The 15,645-nt window shown below is 61.5% G+C and carries 15 protein-coding genes and 7 pseudogenes; 10 read left to right on the plus strand and 12 right to left on the minus strand.

From position 1 onward, the window contains the following. The coding region (locus tag ACLBXO_RS30400; protein WP_158684284.1) for an IS3 family transposase at window positions 1–131 on the plus strand (131 nt) is incomplete at its 5' end. Window positions 132–210: 79 nt separating this feature from the next. On the opposite strand, the gene ACLBXO_RS30405 is transcribed toward ACLBXO_RS30400, so the two are convergent. Then, window positions 211–477: a hypothetical protein gene (locus ACLBXO_RS30405; RefSeq protein ID WP_447687738.1), complete on the minus strand. Its 267-nt coding sequence runs from the start codon at window positions 475–477 to the stop codon at window positions 211–213. 44 nt (window positions 478–521) lie between these two features. Between ACLBXO_RS30405 and ACLBXO_RS30410 the strand changes: the two genes are divergently transcribed. Continuing rightward, window positions 522–743: a hypothetical protein gene (locus ACLBXO_RS30410; protein ID WP_447687739.1), complete on the plus strand. Its 222-nt coding sequence runs from the start codon at window positions 522–524 to the stop codon at window positions 741–743. Window positions 744–839: 96 nt separating this feature from the next. Here ACLBXO_RS30410 and ACLBXO_RS30415 read toward each other — a convergent pair. Together ACLBXO_RS30415 and ACLBXO_RS30420 are read right to left on the minus strand one after the other, a co-directional pair. Then, window positions 840–1,219: pseudogene (locus ACLBXO_RS30415) on the minus strand (transposase); the annotation flags it as partial. A 731-nt stretch (window positions 1,220–1,950) separates the two neighbouring features. Beyond that, entirely contained in the window at window positions 1,951–2,259 is a 309-nt protein-coding gene (locus ACLBXO_RS30420) for a hypothetical protein (RefSeq protein WP_447687740.1), read from the minus strand. A gap of 498 nt (window positions 2,260–2,757) precedes the next feature. Between ACLBXO_RS30420 and ACLBXO_RS30425 the strand changes: the two genes are divergently transcribed. From ACLBXO_RS30425 to ACLBXO_RS30440, 4 genes and pseudogenes are all read left to right on the plus strand, one after another. Further along, window positions 2,758–3,297, plus strand: a complete 540-nt coding sequence (locus tag ACLBXO_RS30425; RefSeq protein ID WP_447687741.1) for a hypothetical protein — start codon at window positions 2,758–2,760, stop codon at window positions 3,295–3,297. Window positions 3,298–3,353: 56 nt separating this feature from the next. After that, on the plus strand, window positions 3,354–3,671 hold the full coding sequence (locus tag ACLBXO_RS30430) for a hypothetical protein (protein WP_447687742.1): 318 nt from the start codon (window positions 3,354–3,356) through the stop codon (window positions 3,669–3,671). Between the two features lie 483 nt (window positions 3,672–4,154). Then, window positions 4,155–5,861, plus strand: coding sequence for a hypothetical protein (locus tag ACLBXO_RS30435; RefSeq protein WP_447687743.1), 1,707 nt, complete (start codon window positions 4,155–4,157; stop codon window positions 5,859–5,861). A gap of 380 nt (window positions 5,862–6,241) precedes the next feature. Further along, a pseudogene (locus tag ACLBXO_RS30440) lies at window positions 6,242–6,418 on the plus strand (hypothetical protein); the annotation flags it as partial. Between the two features lie 75 nt (window positions 6,419–6,493). Here the strand turns inward: ACLBXO_RS30440 and ACLBXO_RS30445 are convergent. Next, window positions 6,494–6,718, minus strand: a pseudogene (locus tag ACLBXO_RS30445) (IS66 family transposase); the annotation flags it as partial. Window positions 6,719–6,838: 120 nt separating this feature from the next. Next, window positions 6,839–7,363 (minus strand): annotated as a pseudogene (locus ACLBXO_RS30450) (IS630 family transposase); the annotation flags it as partial. Window positions 7,364–7,419: 56 nt separating this feature from the next. On the opposite strand from ACLBXO_RS30450, the pseudogene ACLBXO_RS30455 reads away from it, so the two are divergent. Further along, a pseudogene (locus tag ACLBXO_RS30455) lies at window positions 7,420–8,858 on the plus strand (IS1182 family transposase). A gap of 66 nt (window positions 8,859–8,924) precedes the next feature. Here ACLBXO_RS30455 and ACLBXO_RS30460 read toward each other — a convergent pair. From ACLBXO_RS30460 to ACLBXO_RS30485, 6 genes and pseudogenes are all read right to left on the minus strand, one after another. Then, window positions 8,925–9,359, minus strand: a pseudogene (locus ACLBXO_RS30460) (IS630 family transposase); the annotation flags it as partial. A gap of 128 nt (window positions 9,360–9,487) precedes the next feature. Continuing rightward, window positions 9,488–9,808, minus strand: a complete 321-nt coding sequence (locus tag ACLBXO_RS30465) for a hypothetical protein (protein WP_447687744.1) — start codon at window positions 9,806–9,808, stop codon at window positions 9,488–9,490. After that, the gene (locus ACLBXO_RS30470; RefSeq protein ID WP_447687745.1) at window positions 9,805–10,539 is read right to left on the minus strand and encodes a glycosyltransferase family 2 protein; all 735 of its coding nucleotides are present in this window, start codon (window positions 10,537–10,539) and stop codon (window positions 9,805–9,807) included. The genes ACLBXO_RS30465 and ACLBXO_RS30470 overlap by 4 nt, the downstream gene beginning before the upstream one ends. After that, complete coding sequence (locus ACLBXO_RS30475) at window positions 10,536–11,165, minus strand: HAD family hydrolase (protein WP_447687746.1); 630 nt, start codon at window positions 11,163–11,165, stop codon at window positions 10,536–10,538. Before ACLBXO_RS30475 ends, ACLBXO_RS30470 begins: the two co-directional genes overlap by 4 nt. Beyond that, window positions 11,162–11,776, minus strand: coding sequence for a phosphodiesterase (locus ACLBXO_RS30480; protein WP_447687747.1), 615 nt, complete (start codon window positions 11,774–11,776; stop codon window positions 11,162–11,164). Before ACLBXO_RS30480 ends, ACLBXO_RS30475 begins: the two co-directional genes overlap by 4 nt. Further along, window positions 11,773–12,534, minus strand: a complete 762-nt coding sequence (locus ACLBXO_RS30485; RefSeq protein WP_447687748.1) for a glycosyltransferase family 2 protein — start codon at window positions 12,532–12,534, stop codon at window positions 11,773–11,775. The genes ACLBXO_RS30480 and ACLBXO_RS30485 overlap by 4 nt, the downstream gene beginning before the upstream one ends. 213 nt (window positions 12,535–12,747) lie before the next feature. On the opposite strand from ACLBXO_RS30485, the gene ACLBXO_RS30490 reads away from it, so the two are divergent. The 3 genes and pseudogenes from ACLBXO_RS30490 to ACLBXO_RS30500 form a co-directional block, all read left to right on the plus strand. Then, window positions 12,748–13,709, plus strand: a protein-coding gene (locus ACLBXO_RS30490) for an IS630 family transposase (protein WP_447687749.1) whose coding sequence is annotated in 2 segments (ribosomal slippage) — window positions 12,748–13,099 and window positions 13,099–13,709 — 963 coding nt in all. Because the reading frame shifts where the segments join, the coding sequence is not laid out codon by codon here. A gap of 306 nt (window positions 13,710–14,015) precedes the next feature. Next, window positions 14,016–14,363, plus strand: a complete 348-nt coding sequence (locus ACLBXO_RS30495; protein ID WP_447687750.1) for a hypothetical protein — start codon at window positions 14,016–14,018, stop codon at window positions 14,361–14,363. Window positions 14,364–14,435: 72 nt separating this feature from the next. Next, window positions 14,436–15,518, plus strand: a pseudogene (locus tag ACLBXO_RS30500) (IS256 family transposase); the annotation flags it as partial. Window positions 15,519–15,532: 14 nt separating this feature from the next. Here ACLBXO_RS30500 and ACLBXO_RS30505 read toward each other — a convergent pair. Further along, the coding region (locus ACLBXO_RS30505) for a transposase domain-containing protein (protein WP_447687751.1) at window positions 15,533–15,645 on the minus strand (113 nt) is incomplete at its 5' end.

Here is a 15,645-nt window from a genome sequence, read left to right on the forward strand (position 1 = left end):
GACGATGGGCGACCCGGGATGAAGCGCGGCGCGATCTGTTCGCCTACATCGAGGGCTACTACAATCGGCAACGCATCCACTCGGCACTCGGCTATCTCACGCCCGAGCAAGCCGAGAGGACCGCGAAATGATCTCCCTGTGTCCGCGCCACCGAGGGAGGATCAGGCCTGCTGCCCAGCGGTTCGAAGCCGCCTTAGGTCCGGGCCTCTATCAGGCTGCGCGAGCGTCCTGGGCCACCTGCAGGTCAAGCCAAAGATCGAGGCCAAGTGGACCCTGCTTGCGCAGCGCAACTCGGCCGCGCCGAACCTTGCCATCACGAACGAAGGTCAGGTGCTCCGGAATACCACCGGTGGTGATGACGCGGACGTGGGCAGTGGCCTCGGTGGACGAGAGCACCGTGCACGGCACGTCGAAGCTGCCGAGGCGGATTGTAGCCGTCGGGTGCGTGAACTCGTGGACGAAGTGCTTGTTGGCCATGCGGCGTATGTCCTCCATGCGGGAGATACCAGCGTAGGGACTCGATGCTTAACCGTCTGTTGCAGCGCAGCAACGGCGGCAGCAGTTGCGGTGGCGAGATCATGACCGCCCGCATCTGCCCAACCTGTCGAACCTCGGCACGCCTCACCGCGTGCGAGGCGGGAGATCACGAGCGCAGCCGGCAGCGCCGGGCGCCCGAGACAATGGCCGATTTGAACCGGGCGTGCGACGCCCGGCTGAAGAAGGGAATGGACAATGGTGAGTGAGGTGAAGCGGCGCCGTGGCATGGTTCTCATGCCCTTGGCCTACCGGGTTGAAGATGCCGCGGCGGCGATCGGCATCAGTCGCTCGCCCCTGTTCGAGTACCTCATGCCTCGTCGCCCCCAGCCCCGGTCATACTTTTTTTCAGCATCCGGTTTTCCAGGACGAGATCGGCTACGACCTCCTTCAGCGCACCCGCCTCGCGACGCAGGTCCTGGACCTCGTCGGCGGTCGCGGCACGGGCCGTGTCGCCGGCCAGCCGCTTCTTGCCGGCCTCCAAGAACTCCTTGGACCAGCCATAGTACATCGAGCTGGCGATGCCCTCACGCCGGCACAGCTCGGCGATGCTGTCCTCACCGCGCAGCCCTTCCAGCACGATGCGGATCTTCTCCTCGGCCGAGAACTGCCGGCGCGTGGCGCGGCGGATGTCCTTGATCACGGCTTCTGCCGGCTTCCGCGCCGGCCCGGACGTCTGTTTCATCTTCGCTCCTGGAGGCTACGATGAACCAGCCATCCTCCGTTCGTGAAGACCCTCAATTTGTCTCAGGAGTGCTGACGGCGGACAGGCGGGGATCAGCGCGAACGCCACGGCGATCGAGATCGCCAGCAGCGCGAGAGCAACGGCGAGCGGGGCGAGTTGCTCAAGCATCCGACCACTCTCCGAACGGTCGACCTGTTTCAGGGTCGCAAGCCGCTTCACGGCGCTCGCCCGTGGCCGCGGAAACCTGCCCGGTACCGCCGCACGCACGGCAGCGATCCATGTTCGTCTCGGTGTGCCGGTCGCTATGGCTGTCCCAGCCGGTGCCGGCGCAGCGAGGGCACGTGAGGAGCACAGTCATCGGCGCACCTCGCCGTCGCTGCAGAAGGGAGCGGTGCAGCTCCCTCCTGCTCGGCGGTCAGCTGGTGACGCTGAAGCCGTGCGATCGAGCTGCGTAAGAGGCTCGGCCGCAGCCGATCCAGAGCGTTGAGCTGAATCGGCATCTTCGTCCGCCGGACTGAACCCGGACCGGACCCACGCCGATCGCTCGGCGTAGCCACAGATCGCGCCGGTGAACCGCTTCACGATGCTGTTGCGCACCGTCTTCGAGCTCTTACCGAACGCGAGGTATTCGGGATGCGCCGCGAGCGCGAGCTGCACTGCGCCATCCACGACGCGTCAGACCTGGCGATAGGTCGGCGAAGCGGCTTTGTTGATCTGGAGGCGCGTCATGGCTAGGCCGCCTCCCGCCCGCCGGCGGCGCGGATCGCCTTGTCGAGCGTGTCGAAGGCAATCTCGGTCGAGATGGCGACCATGCCGCCGTGCCGGGTCATGTCGCTGTGCAGGTCTCGCACGGCGGCACGGGCCGCGATCAGCAATTGTTCGTCGGCCGGCTTGTGGCCGCTCTCGGCGAGCTCGACCTTGCGCTGCAGAGTGCGAAGCGCCTCGAGCGTCTCGTCTACGACGAGACCGCCCGCCGCCATGTCCACCTTGAAGAAGCGGTTCAGGCGGTGCGCTGCGGTGATCAGCGTCTCGGCGCTCACGCTGCCCTCCGCTCGTCTGCGGTCGCCTAATCTTCAGCAGCGCGGCGACCTGCTCCGAGAAGGCACGCCGGTCGTCGGCGCCGAGCACGCCGGGCACGATCAGGAACGGAATGGCGCGGCCGCGGGCGTCGTTGACCGTGCCGGGCTGTGCCGGAACGGCGGCGAACGGCGCGACGTACCCGTGACGCCGTAGTATCTCGCAGAGGCTCATCGCTGGATCTTTCGCGGGCTAGATTGGTGCGAGACGACGCTGCCGGCGAGGCGCGACACGCGCTCGGCTGGGCCGGCATTGCGGATGAAGCGCTGGGCCGAGGCCTCGATCCCTGTCTCGCCGGTGACGACCGCGCAGATCCCGCCGTTGGTCGCACCCGCGCCCCGCAACAGCGGGTCGCCTGCGCTCCCGCCCGCCGGTCCCGCTGCGCCGGCCTACCCGATCGTTCAGACCGGCGGCGTCGGAGCGTGGCTCAAATCCCTGTTCTCGAAGAAGGCAGCCTGATCATGGAATGGCAGAGCATCGCGGGGCAACTCGCGCAGATCGGGCTCCCCGCTTTGGGCGGCCTGTTCGGTGGCTCGCTGGGCAGCACCATCGGCGGCCTCGTCGGCAAGGGCGTGGCGGCGGCGCTGAGCGTCGAGCCGACCCCTCAGGCCGTCTTCACCGCCATCGCGAACGATCTCAGCACCGCGGCTGTGAAGCTGGCGCAGATCGAGGCGGAGACGAAGAACCGGGAGGCCGAGTTCGCCGACATGGCCAACGCCCGGGCGATGCAGCTCGGCGTCGTGCAGACTCATTCGTGGGTGCAGAACATGCCTGCGGTCGTGACGCTGCTGATCTTCGCCGCGTGGATCATCCTGACCGGCGCCCTCTACCTCGTGCAGGCAGAGATCCCGGAGCGCGTCTACCAGCTCCTGAGCCAAGCCTACGGCGCGGCGAACATCTCGCTCGGCACCGCCATCGCCTTCTGGCTCGGCTCGTCCCGGTCTTCGCAGGTCAAGAACACGCAGATCACCGCGCTCCTACCGGCGGCAACCCGGCGCTGATCCCTGCACTCACCCGCCGGGGCTCTCCCGAAGCCCTCACGCCCGAGGAGAGCCCCGTGGCCTACCAGATCACCACAGCGGCGCGTCTCGTGTCCGCGCCAGTCGTGTGCCGCATCCTCACCATGAGACAGTACGACCCCGACCCCGCCATCGACGCCCGAATTCGGCGCGCCGTCCGCTACGGACAGACCCGGTGGGCCGAGATCTGGTTGTCGGTGATCATGTGGGTGGTGGGACTGACGTGCCTGATGCCGTGGCCCACGTTCGTAGGGCCACAGTACCGGATCATCACCCGCCGCGATCGTCGCCGAGACTGCCTCGGAGGAGGCGCAGCACTCCAACCAGATGACAGCTGCCATCGCCCGCCTCACTGAGGTGATGGACCGCTGGGACGTCGATCATCACCGACCCACCCGCGGCAGACGCTGACCGGAACTGACGGCCCGCCCGCCGGCCTACCCATCATCCCTGACGATCACCTTGAATCGCCCGGCTTCAGCCGCGGCGGTTTTTTCGTGACGGCCGTCTAATATCTAACCGGAATCAGCAGCTTGGGCAGTTGCCGTCACCTCCACCTACCGGTGTCGCCAGGCGGGGCTTTTTTTTGAAGGCGTTGCCGCTATGATTGCGCCGGATCAAGCTCACTCTATCCGGAACAGACTTTACAGGCTTTCACTCTTCCGTCACGCCCCCGCTTGGATTTACAAAAAAATTCACAGCATCAGCAATTCCAGCGCAAATCAATGAGACCCGCTCGGTTGGCCGCAGCGGGTTTTGCTATGTCGATGTCTATGGCTGCACCAATTGCTCCTCCCGGGCAACAAGCATAATCAACACGCAAATTACGGAAAAATTCGATGAAATTGGCTGTATTGATAACGGGTCAGATCAGGGACGAAGGCGTGTTTATCGGCCTGTGCCAATCAATAGCAAATTCGCAACATTTCGCCAGCGAGATCATATTCGCGTCATGGCCCGGCGAGTTGGCCAAAGGTAGGTCAATCTGCGACGACAACACACCAAGCCTGAGGATGACCTACGTCGATTGCGGCGCGCCATTGGCCATATCAAGCCACCCTAATCCAAGCATAATGAGCTTCGTCTTCCAATACCAGCAAATCGCGGCGGGCATCAGTCAGGCTAGCGATGACGATACCTTTGTCATCAGGTTGCGCGCAGACATGGCCAACCCCGAGATTGCCGGGGTTTTGATTGAAATTATCAACCATCAACTCGGACGCAAAGATTTGAGAGAGCGTTCATTGCTGATTGGTGGCGGATCTTTATGCGGATTATTCTTCGAAGATCGCATACTCATGCTTTCACCAAAGCATTGCAAGCGTCTGCTCGCACTGCCATTAAATCATATTAATAATTATAACCCACGCAATATTTTCCCAGAGTTTTTGTTTTATTCGATTGCATCGGCCGCCTCGTCGGATGTGCTTACATACGACTTCCGATACCGGCGCAGACCAAGGAAAAGCAAAACACATTTTACCGAATATGATTTTGCATACTTCGGTGATGGGTATGAGGAGTACGTACAGAAATTCAAAAATCTCTTCGCTCGGAATTTCATATACTTAGAGGATTGCGTAGGCGACGATCCAAATTATTCCGCAATTAAAGACCGCCTACCAAGATTCAGCAACGTGTACGATGTCGAGGTTCTTTATCAAAGGCTCGACAGCGACGTTGATATATACAAGCGAGAATTCCACCAATGGTCGCTTCACTCAACGGAGTATGCCCAAGCCGCAGCATCGCAGTCGCATATCGCTGCCGACATGCTGTCGACGACACGAGGCGAAATGCTTTCTTGCGCAAAACAAGTTGCTTATATTGACTATCTGTACAACAACGCAAAAAATCATGAGATAGCTCAACTAGGAGATCAGATCAATCGTCTGTCTTTTTTCAAGGAAGAAGCTTTGGAGAAGCTCGGCTGCTCGCTATTTGCAGTTGGTCGGAAGGAAGATGCCCTCAAAATACTGGTCCCGCTAAACAAAAATGGGTACGAAGGTTTTGAATGTCTTTATTACCTATGCATGCTCCTAAAAGAGAAACGTCAGATGGGCTATCTATGGGAAGTGGCCCGACAGTTCAAAGAATTGCATACCTATGACCCTCGCGTTGTTCCTCATATTAGAACGCAGCTTGGATGCGATCCGGACGAATTTTTTGAAGTTGTCCTCAAACAGAATGCCACATTGTTAGACGAGATTGAGCGTCAGCGCGGTATCGCCGACAAAGCCGAAAGGGACGTTGCGGAGCTAAACAAGCAACAGCTCGCAAAGGCGGAGGAATATACTGCGTTACTGGAAAGTAAAAATGAGCAGATCTCGAAACAACAGCAGCAGATCGGGCTCCTAACTGCACAGATCGAAACGAACAAACAACGATATGAAATGCTACTTCATTGGAGCAGCGCATATAATCAAGCAACCTATGACTCGCTGAGCTGGAAAGCTACATGGTTGCTACGTCGTCTAGGTTTCGGTCGTCCTGCGCGACCAGAGGCTCCCGATCTACTCATAAACGGGATCGCGCCAGATCAGTGATGTCGAAATCGCACGGTAAAGCGGGTTCTATAGTCGTCAGCAGCAGTGTGATCTCACGGAAATCGACATGACGCGGCATCTCGAGATGCGCTGTCTGCGGGTTACGCGTTCGACATGATTGCTCGTATTGGGCCTCGCGCTGCCTGTTAAGCGAAGGAGCCTGAAATGAGGCTCGGGAAACGTCCTGAGCCGTGCCGCGCGACGTCCGACGTGGCCTTCACTATCTCTACTGCGAAGACCTGGGCGTGGGTATCATTTCGCGTGCGGGGTGGGGTCTGTCGACGCCGGATGAATGATGGTTCTTCCGCACTTCGTGTGGCGAAGTGTGCCGGCCGGCGTGACGTGCCCCATCTCCGGAGATCGGCTTTCCGGAGAATGCCATGCCCCGCCATATCCTGCCCCTCGTGCCCGATGGCCTGACCGTCGTCGGCATTGAGCCAGCGACCGACCCGCTCATCGTGCGCGTCGTACCCCGTCCGGGCCCGACGTGCTGTCCCACCTGTCGATCGTCCGCGGGCCGCAAGCACGGCCACTGCGAGCGCACCCTCGCCGATTTGCCTTGGCAGGGGCGGTCCGTCCGCCTGCGCCTCCGGCTGCGACGCTTCCGCTGTGCGAACCCAGCCTGCCCGCGGCGGACCTTCAGCCAGAGCGTCGGTGACGTCGCTGTCGCTCAGCACCCGGCTGTGACTCTCGTGACCGGGCTTGGCGCCGCCCGGCTTGGAGTGCTCCCGCTGCTCTTTGCGATCGGTCGCGGGCGGTTTGGACGAGGTGCGCGACGTCTTCTCTGGCCGCTGCAGACGCAGCACCAGCTCGAGCAGCTCTTCGCGGCTCAGCCGTTCAAGCTCGGTGCGGCCCATCTCACGAGAGAATCAGTGAAATCCGTCCCGCGCAAGGGCGTGGGTAATTACATATTGCGCGCAGTTTGGACGTCCATTACAAATCGCGTTCTATATTTGTAGTATTTGAGCGGTTTCGGTTTAATCAGGGTCGTATCCTGCCGCGACGAAGAAGTTTGCGGCCTCGTCGGGCGTGACGGCATCGACGAGCCGCCCGATTGTGGTCCAGAGCCCTTCGCGCGTGCGCGCGGCGGCCTTGCGCAGCCCCGCCTTCAACTTCGAGAACGCCATCTCGATCGGATTGAAGTCCGGCGAGTAGGGCGGGAGGAATAGGAGCCGCGCGCCCGCCGCCTCGATCGCCGCGCGCACGGCCGGGCCCTTGTGGCTGCCGAGGTTGTCCATGATCACGATGTCTCCTGGGGCGAGTTCGGGCACCAGGACCTGATCGACGTAGACATGGAGGGCGTCGCGGTTGATCGGCCCGTCGAGCACGAACGGCGCGTCGATCCCGGACAGGCGCAGGCCCGCCACCAAGGTCATGGTCTTCCAATGACCGTACGGGACGGGGGAGCGCAGCCGCTGGCCGCGGGGACAGCGCCCGCGAGTGCGGGCCATGTTGGTGGCGGTCCACGTCTCGTCGAGGAACACCAGCCGGTCCGGGTCAAGGCTGTGTCAAAAGTCCCTTCTGAGATAGACTTGCGGCCTCATCTGCGGAGGCCAACATGGGTCGGTTCGTCGAAGGGCAGGACCGTCGGCAGTCCTGGTTGCTGCCCAGTTCGCTGGATGACTATGTCACCGCCGACAATCCGGTTCGGGTGATCGAGGTCTTCATCGACGAACTCGATCTGGGCGCGCTTGGCTTCACCCGCTCCGAGCCTGCGGCGACCGGGCGGCCTGCCTATGACCCGGCCACGCTTCTGAAGCTCTACCTCTACGGCTATCTCAACCGCGTGCCGTCGAGCCGGCGACTGGATCGTGAGGCACAGCGCAACATCGAGGTGATGTGGCTGACCGGTCGCTTGGCTCCCGATCACAAGACGATCGCCAATTCAGGCGCGACAACGGAACTGCGATCCAAGCGGCCTGTCGGCAGTTTGTGGTGCTGTGCCGGGATCTGCAGCTCTTCGCCGGGGCGACTGTCGCCTTGGACGGGTCGAAGTTCAAGGCGGTCAACAACCGGGACCGCAACTACACCGTGGCCAAGGTCGCCAAGCGCCTGGAACAGGTGGAGGCCAGCATCGCCCGCTACCTCGCGGCGCTCGACAGGGCGGACAGGGAGGGCAACGACGTCCCCGAGGCACGCACGCAGCGCATCGGCGAGAAGATCGCCGCCCTGCGCCGCCAGATGGCCTTCCTGCGCGGGATGGAGGCGCAGGTGGAGACCGCAGACGACGGACAGGTCTCGCTGACCGACCCGGACGCGCGCTCGATGGCGACGAGCGGGCGCGGCACCGGCATCGTCGGCTACAACGTCCAGATTGCGGTCGACCCCGAGCATCATCTCGTCGTGGCCCATGAGGTCATCAACGAGGGTCACGACCGCACCCAGCTCGTGCCGATGGGCAGTCAGGCCAAGCAGGCTACCGACGCGGAGGCGATCGTGGTCCTGGCCGATCGCGGCTACTACAGTGGCGACGAGGTTCTGGCCTGCGAAGGCACGGGCATCCTGCCGGCCATGCCGCGGGCCGACACGTCGGGTCGAGCCAAGAAGGGGCTCTTCGTGCGCGCCGACTTCGTCTACGCCGCCGCGGCCGATCACTACGTCTGTCCCGCCGGCGCTGTGCTGACGAAGTCTAACGCGCGCTCCGATCGACACGGCGACATCGACCACTACCGCAACCTGGACGCCTGTCATGCCTGCGCGATGCGGGTGCGCTGTACGACCGAGAAGTTCAAACGCTTCAAGCGCTGGAAGCACGAGGCGGTTCTGGAGGCCATGCAGAGACGGCTCGACGCCATGCCTGGCGCCATGGCGATCCGGCGTGCCACAGTCGAGCATGTCTTCGGAACGCTGAAAGCCTGGATGGGCAGTACGCCGTTCCTGACGAAGGGTCTGAAAGGCGTGCGAACCGAGATGAGCCTCGCGATCCTCGCCTATAACATGAAGCGGATGATCCGATTGTTCGGCGCAACCTGGCTCATCCAGGCCATTCGAGCCTGAAGCGGCCCACCGCGCCGCCGTCATCATCCTGCCAACCGGCGCTGACGACCACGATCAATGCGTTTTGACACGGCCTCGGTCGAGATCGGGCTGGCTCTTGTACCACGCTTCTCGGGCGGCCTTCACGTCCGGCCGATCCTGCTCTGCGGCGTGGGCCGTCTTTTTTTGTACGTCAGGTCGCGCGCGTCGAGGAAGGCCCACAGTGTGCCGAGCCCGACGGTAGGCCATGCTCGTCCTGCAATCGGGCGCGCATCTCCTCCAGGGTGATATCAACTTTCTCGTCGATCAGCGTACGCAGGAACGTCTCGTACGGGTCGAGCTTGTAGCGGCGGGCACGCCCCTGCGGCGGGGCGGCCACCGTCCCAGTCGCGGCGAGCGCCGCCATCCAGTGGATCGCGGTTGCCTGGCCGACCCCGAAGCGGCGGCCGCCTGACGGCGCGAGGTCGCCGCAGCCGCGGTCACCACCCGCTCGCGCAGGTCCAAGCTGTAGGGGCGGCCCATGCATCACTCCGGCTGTCGACCGGCCTAGTGAATCAGCCTCCCAGCGCCGCGTGAGCCTTACCAAGCCGACTCAGCCCAAACCGAAAACGCTCTAGCACATGATCCCACCCTGGTAGATTGCATAACTTTCATTCAACGTATTTGTCGTTCTTAACCGATGGCGTCTTGATGACCGCAAGAGCGACATCCGTCAAAGCCTTAAACTGGATGATGTCGTTGGGTTCCACTACTATAATATCGCCTTCCGATACCTCGCGGCCCGCCATCTCTGCCCTTCCAGATATAATCACAGTGATCTCGGTGGCGATCTTGTGAAAATGCTTCGCGTCGATATCTCCGGCTTTGTATTTCTTGATCCCAGCCTCAAAAGCCGAGGTTCCGAGGACGCTCGGCTGGAAGTCGCCAACAAACCAGCCGCCCGTCATTTCGGAAAGATGAGCGAATTTCATGGGTGAGTTCCCTCGGTGAGAGCCTGCTCCATAGAACTGAGCTGCTTTTCCGTCTTGAGCGGATGATACTGGTCGGCAGCGAGCTGATGGACAGCAATCTTTTTGTGCTTCAAGATCAGCTCATTTAAGGCAGGGCACACGTAGAATTTTCCGTGCACATGGGCATCTTTGATAATCATCTCTTTTATAGCATCAAAGAAATCTGAAGCCTTAGCAAACCAATAAAACCCTGTGCTCGCGAGCCGGCTAATTGGACGCTTTTCCGCGCTTTCAACAACCCAGCCATTCTTGTCTATTCTAACGTAGGAATACCGCGGATGAAGGGACGGGAAAGTCAATGCCCCAGCATCTGCATTGATCTCGCGAAAGCGCGAGATGACGGCCGTAAGATCTACGTCAATCTGATCGGTGGCGCTTGCCACAATTAATTCGGCGTCCATGTCGATGTGCTCGATCGCGAGCAGAGCGCTACATGCCGCACCCGCCGTCTCGCCGCGGATCCCTATGATAGTTGATCGGGGAGCAAACTGCTCGATGATATTTTCCAGAAAATAGTTTTCGCTATCTTCACTCCTAAATATAAACGTGAATTTTGTCGGGCTCAAAGCTTGCAGCAGCCCGACTTGACGTTCAAGCAACAAAGTGCCGTCAACGTCGGTTAGCCAAACGGGATATTCATTCGCCGTTAAAGGAGCTTGATGGCTGCCGCCCGCCAAAACAAGGACGTTCAATTCATGCTCCCTTCTACTGCAGCGATGCGGCTGTCGATATTTGTGATATTTACATCTTGCACCGATTTGACGACCAGCACATGCGCCCCGGATGCTCGAGCTGCGCGAATCCCGTGTTCATTATCCTCTAAGATAAGGCATTCGCTCGGCTGCACGCCGAGACGCTCCATCGCCAAGAGATAAATTTCAGGATCGGGTTTGGCTTGTTTCACGTCCTGATTGGACAATGAGAGATCAAGGTACTGAGAGAGCCTCGACCGTTTCATCATCGCCTCGACGGTGTCGCGTATAGAATTTGATGCAACCGCCAGCTTAATGCCTCGCTTCCGAAGCGTTGATAGGGCCATTTCATGATTGAATAGCGGCTTGCAGCGGAGAGCGATGAGCTCCATTGTATAGGCTTGTTTGAGCTCGTTTAAAAATCCGTGCAAAGCAGTTGGCAGCCCCTCGGTTGCAGACAGAAGCTCTAGCTTTCGTTTCGTTGGCAGACCGTCGAATGTCGTTAGGTGATCGGCTCGACTTATGCCGATACCAAAGAGCCCTAGCGCTCTATTTAATGCATCGTAATGCCATTCTTTGGCGTCGATTAGAACGCCGTCCATGTCGAATACGACTGCCTTGATCATGTCCGGAAGACCTGTCGAGCTTGGTCTGGCCTATCTGTGCAAAGCGTGACGCCAGGAGCGCCGACTAAACCCGCAAGTCGCGGCCAAAGTTGATCAGGATCGCGCCCATGTAATTCAGAGGAAACAATGCAAACAGATTTGCCGTTCGCCAAATGCTCTCGCACTGCTCGCTCGTCAATCCACTCCGCAACAAACGCGTCGAGCCAAATTCCGTCCGCCTCTTCATATAGGAGAGGAGTCTTCTCGATATCGCTGTGGCGCGTGAAGAAAGGAAGTCCCGCTCGGTGATATTTGATTGTCTCCGGGCCAGACATATCGAATGCGAACCATTCGATCGCTCTTCCCGCAAACGACTCGTTTAAAAGGGGGATGAGGCCGTCCGATTTGATGTTAACGGCGAGTGGAAGCTTAGAGCCGTCAAAGGCGTCTACAACTTCACTCCATGGGATCGCCGAGCCATTTGGAGGATCGTGAGACACCACCAAGCGCTCGCAATGATCGCGCACGTCGGTCTCGGTTCCGAAGCCTTCAGCAAGTGTGCGATCGAACGCTCTACGTGTGTTTTTCTCTTCTGGCGCTTTCCAAAAGCCGCGATGACTGATGATCCTCATCGGATTTTCGCCGTAGCCCGGGCCGCAATCGGCTGAGACACGAAATAATCCAGGTCTGCCGGAATGCCTAGACCATACATGCCATTAACGTCGGTGCCGATGTTCTTGATGGCTATGCGTGCCCCGTCGGCAATGATCTCGTTATAGACAGGCGCAACATAAAACTCGCAGTTCACGCGCTTGTCTTCGCTGATCATTTTATTGGCGCCCTTTATAAAATCTGATCCCTTCTTGAAATTATATATTCCGACTGTAGCCTCATCGGAGATTGGCTGCTTCTCAACTACGGTGCGAACGAGGCCATTGGCATCCATTCCGACAAATGACCACTTCGGATCTTTTGCGGTCATGGTCATTATCAGACCGTCGCAATCTTGATCTTGAACAGAAAGATAATCATCGATATTTACATCAACATACTGATCGCTGTTTGCAATCATCAGCGGAGCGTCGCTTATCTCTGACGCTGCTGCCAACACCGTGCAAGCTGCGCCCTCGGTAATGCCGTCCAGCTGAACGATCGAGCAACCTGGAGCCCAGGTCGGCAATAGCTTGTCGAGCCCATAGTCCGCGACGTGGTCGCGTTGGCAGATAAACACGTATCGATGTGGACGGGTCGGGCGAAGGTTCTCGATCACCAATCTGATCATCGGCACGCCGAGCACGGGGATGAGCGGCTTCGGGTCTTTGTAGCCGGCCACTGCGAAGCGGCTGCCCCGTCCGGCCATCGGGATGACGATCGTGAGTGGAGCTGCCAACTTACTCTCCGTTGCGATGTGGGCGGCCCTTAGCAGGGTGAGGCATCAAAGAAAATGGGAAAGGCGGAGCGGGCGACTCCTAGATCGTAGAGACCTGGGTTCACTGATTCCCATTCGGTGGGCTCTTAGGGCGTTCTGCCCAGGCTAGAGCTGCGCCCGAGCGTGTTGGGACGGCTCGGGCTCTGAGACGTTGAGGGGTGAAGGAGGATGGCGATGCCTTCACCGTTGTCCGTCGATCTACGCCGGCGTGTCGTCTCCGCCGTTTCGGAGGGGGCCTCCTGTCATCAGGCGGCAACCCGGTTCGGTGTCAGCGTGTCCAGTGCCAGTCGCTGGTCGGAACAGTTCCGCCAGGATGGGCAGCTCACGCCCAAGCCGTCGGGTGGCGATCATGCCTCGCACCGGATCGAGGCGCAGGCCGAACTGATCCTGACGACCTACGAGGCGCGGTCGGCGATCTTCCTGCACGAGTTGCGCGACGCCTTGGCCGAGCGCGGCGTGCAGACCAGCACGAGCAGCTTGTCCCGCTTCTTCGCCCGGCACGGCATCACCCGTAAAAAGGGGCGATCCACGCTGCCGAGCAGGCGCGCGAGGACGTAAGGGCCGCTCGCGAGGCTTGGTTCGAGAACCAGGACGCCCTCGATCCCGATAGGCTGGTCTTCCTCGACGAGACGGCTGCGGCCACCAACATGGCGCGCCGCTACGGTCGAGCCCCGCGCGGTGAGCGCTGTCGCCTCGCCGTCCCGCACGGACACTACAAGACCACCACCATCACCGCCGCCCTGCGCAGCGATGGGCTGTGTGCCACCACCCTGTTCGACGGCGCCACCAACGGCGCACGCTTCCGGGCCTACGTCACCGACACGCTCGTGCCCGTGCTCAGGCCCGGCGATACCGTCATCCTCGACAACCTGCAGGCCCACAAGGTGACGGGTGTGCGCGAGGCCATCGAGGATGCCGGGGCGAGTTTGCTCTACCTTCCGCCCTACAGCCCGGACTTCAATCCAATCGAGCAGATCTTCGCCAAGTTGAAGGGCCTGCTCCGAACCGCGGCGGCCCGCACTGTCCCAGACCTATGGCACACCATCCGGCAGGCCTTCGCTCGCTTCACAGCCGACGAATGCCGCAACTGCATCGCTGCAGCCGGTTACGATACCGACTTGGCCGTTGCTACCTGAGCGGGCACGGCTCTAAGCAGAAGCCCTATTCTCGGGCGGCCCACCTCCTCTGCTGAGCCTGGGAAGACCGCCCGACCCGCGCCGCGGGCTTTCTCGCGACTGAAATCCCGGCGCCTGACCGCTTGCCCGCCAGCGTCCGCGCGGCTTGGTAATCGCCGCCGGTCATTCCGTCTCCGAGCCAAGTTGCGTACCGGCTCGGCTCACCCGCTGGTGAGATCAGGCGCTTCCCCGCCCCGTGAACAGATCGGGGCGAGGCGGAGCGGGCGTTTAGCGGACCAGAAACTATTCCGCCGTACCGCCACGGCCATGTCCGACCTCTCGCCCACCGTTGCCTCCTGGCGCGATCAGATCGAGCGCGTGTCCGAGCACGCCTCGCCGTGCCGGTATCTGACCCCGACGCGATGGGCCGCGATGCGGGCGAACGCGCTGGCCTTTATCGACCAGCACGGCGCCGAGGCGCACCGGCTTGGTTGGACTGCGCCGCAGCTGTTCGGCGTCCATCCCGAGCACGGCTTCCTGCGCGTCGAGTATGCCGGGGCGCTGATGGTCAACGACACCCAGCAGGATCTGACCTGCACCCAACCCGCCCAGCATGTCGGCCGCCGAACGCCCGTCATGGGTCGTGTCCCTGGAGGTGGTGTAGCTCGCCGGTAGCGGGAGAGCCCGCCTGCGCGCCCTTCACAGCGCTGTAGCAGGCGGGCTCTCCCGCGGGGTGATCATCGGCGGTTGCCGGGTAGGGTCCCTGACGCAATTCTTGACCAGCTCCTGGCCGGGGCCGATCCGAAGACGGCCTTCGAGGCCGATGGCCTGCTGGACGAGTTGAAGAAGGCCCTGGCCGAATGGGCGCTCAACGCCGAGATGGACCACCATCTGGCGGGCGAGGACGCCGGCAACACGCGCAACGGCTATGGCCGCAAGACGGTCACCACCGAGACCGGCCGGATCGAGCTTTCGATCCCGCGCGACCGGCAGGCGACGTTCGATCCGCAGCTGATCGCCCGCTACCAGTGCCGCTTTCCCTGCTTCGACGACAAGATCGTGTCGATGTAAGCGCGTGGCATGAGCACCCGGGAGATCGTCGCGCACCTGCGCGAGCTCTACGGCATCGAGGTCTCGCCCGACCTGATCAGCGCGGTGACCGACGCGGTGCTGGAGCAGGTCGCCGCCTGGCAGGCCCGGCCGCTCGAGCCGGTCTACCCGATCGTGTTCTTCGACGCCCTGCGGATCAAGGTGCGTGACGAGGGCTTGGTCCGCAACAAGGCCGTCCACATCGCGCTGGGCGTGCGCGCCGACGGCGCCAAGGAGATCCTCAGCCTGTGGCTGGAGCAGAACGAGGGCGCCAAGTTCTGGTTGCGGGTCATGAACGAGCTCAGGAACCGCGGCGTCGAGGACGTGCTGCTTGCCGTGGTCGATGGCCTGAAGGGCTTCGCTGACGCGATCCGGGCGGTGTTTCCCGAGGCGCTGGTCCAGACCTGCTTCGTCCACCTCCTGCGCCACAGCCTCGACTTCGTCTCCTACAAGGACCGCAAGGCCGTGGCGGCGGCGTTGAAGGACATCTATCGCGCGCTCGATGCCGCAGCCGGCGAGGCGGCGCTGGCGGCCTTCGAGGCGAGCGCGTGGGGCCGGCGCTACCCGGCCATCGCCCAGAGCTGGCGACGGGCCTGGGGCGAGGTGGTCCCGTTCTACGCCTTCCCCGGCGAGGGGCGCCGGATCCTGTACACGACGAATGCCATCGAGGCCCTGAACGCCACGCTGCGCCGGGCTGTGCGCGCCCGCGGGCACTTCCCGACCGACGAGGCCGCGCTGAAGCGTAAGCGTCGTTCTCAGGCCACGGCCCTGAGGGGCTGCGGGGCGTAGGCCCAGGGCAGCAGGTCGTCGATATTGCTCTGCGGATGTCCGGCAACGATGCGGGTGATGACGTCGGTCAGGTAGGCCT

The organism is Methylobacterium sp. C33D (assembly GCF_053345825.1).

What these genes read in the sequence shown, in the direction of transcription:
- ACLBXO_RS30405 (WP_447687738.1), bottom strand. Translation starts at nt 477, where the DNA reads ATGGCCAACAAGCACTTCGTCCACGAGTTCACGCACCCGACGGCTACA.
- ACLBXO_RS30410 (WP_447687739.1), top strand. Translation starts at nt 522, where the DNA reads ATGCTTAACCGTCTGTTGCAGCGCAGCAACGGCGGCAGCAGTTGCGGT.
- ACLBXO_RS30425 (WP_447687741.1), top strand. Translation starts at nt 2,758, where the DNA reads ATGGAATGGCAGAGCATCGCGGGGCAACTCGCGCAGATCGGGCTCCCC.
- ACLBXO_RS30435 (WP_447687743.1), top strand. Translation starts at nt 4,155, where the DNA reads ATGAAATTGGCTGTATTGATAACGGGTCAGATCAGGGACGAAGGCGTG.
- ACLBXO_RS30465 (WP_447687744.1), bottom strand. Translation starts at nt 9,808, where the DNA reads ATGAAATTCGCTCATCTTTCCGAAATGACGGGCGGCTGGTTTGTTGGC.
- ACLBXO_RS30475 (WP_447687746.1), bottom strand. Translation starts at nt 11,165, where the DNA reads ATGATCAAGGCAGTCGTATTCGACATGGACGGCGTTCTAATCGACGCC.
- ACLBXO_RS30480 (WP_447687747.1), bottom strand. Translation starts at nt 11,776, where the DNA reads ATGAGGATCATCAGTCATCGCGGCTTTTGGAAAGCGCCAGAAGAGAAA.
- ACLBXO_RS30495 (WP_447687750.1), top strand. Translation starts at nt 14,016, where the DNA reads ATGTCCGACCTCTCGCCCACCGTTGCCTCCTGGCGCGATCAGATCGAG.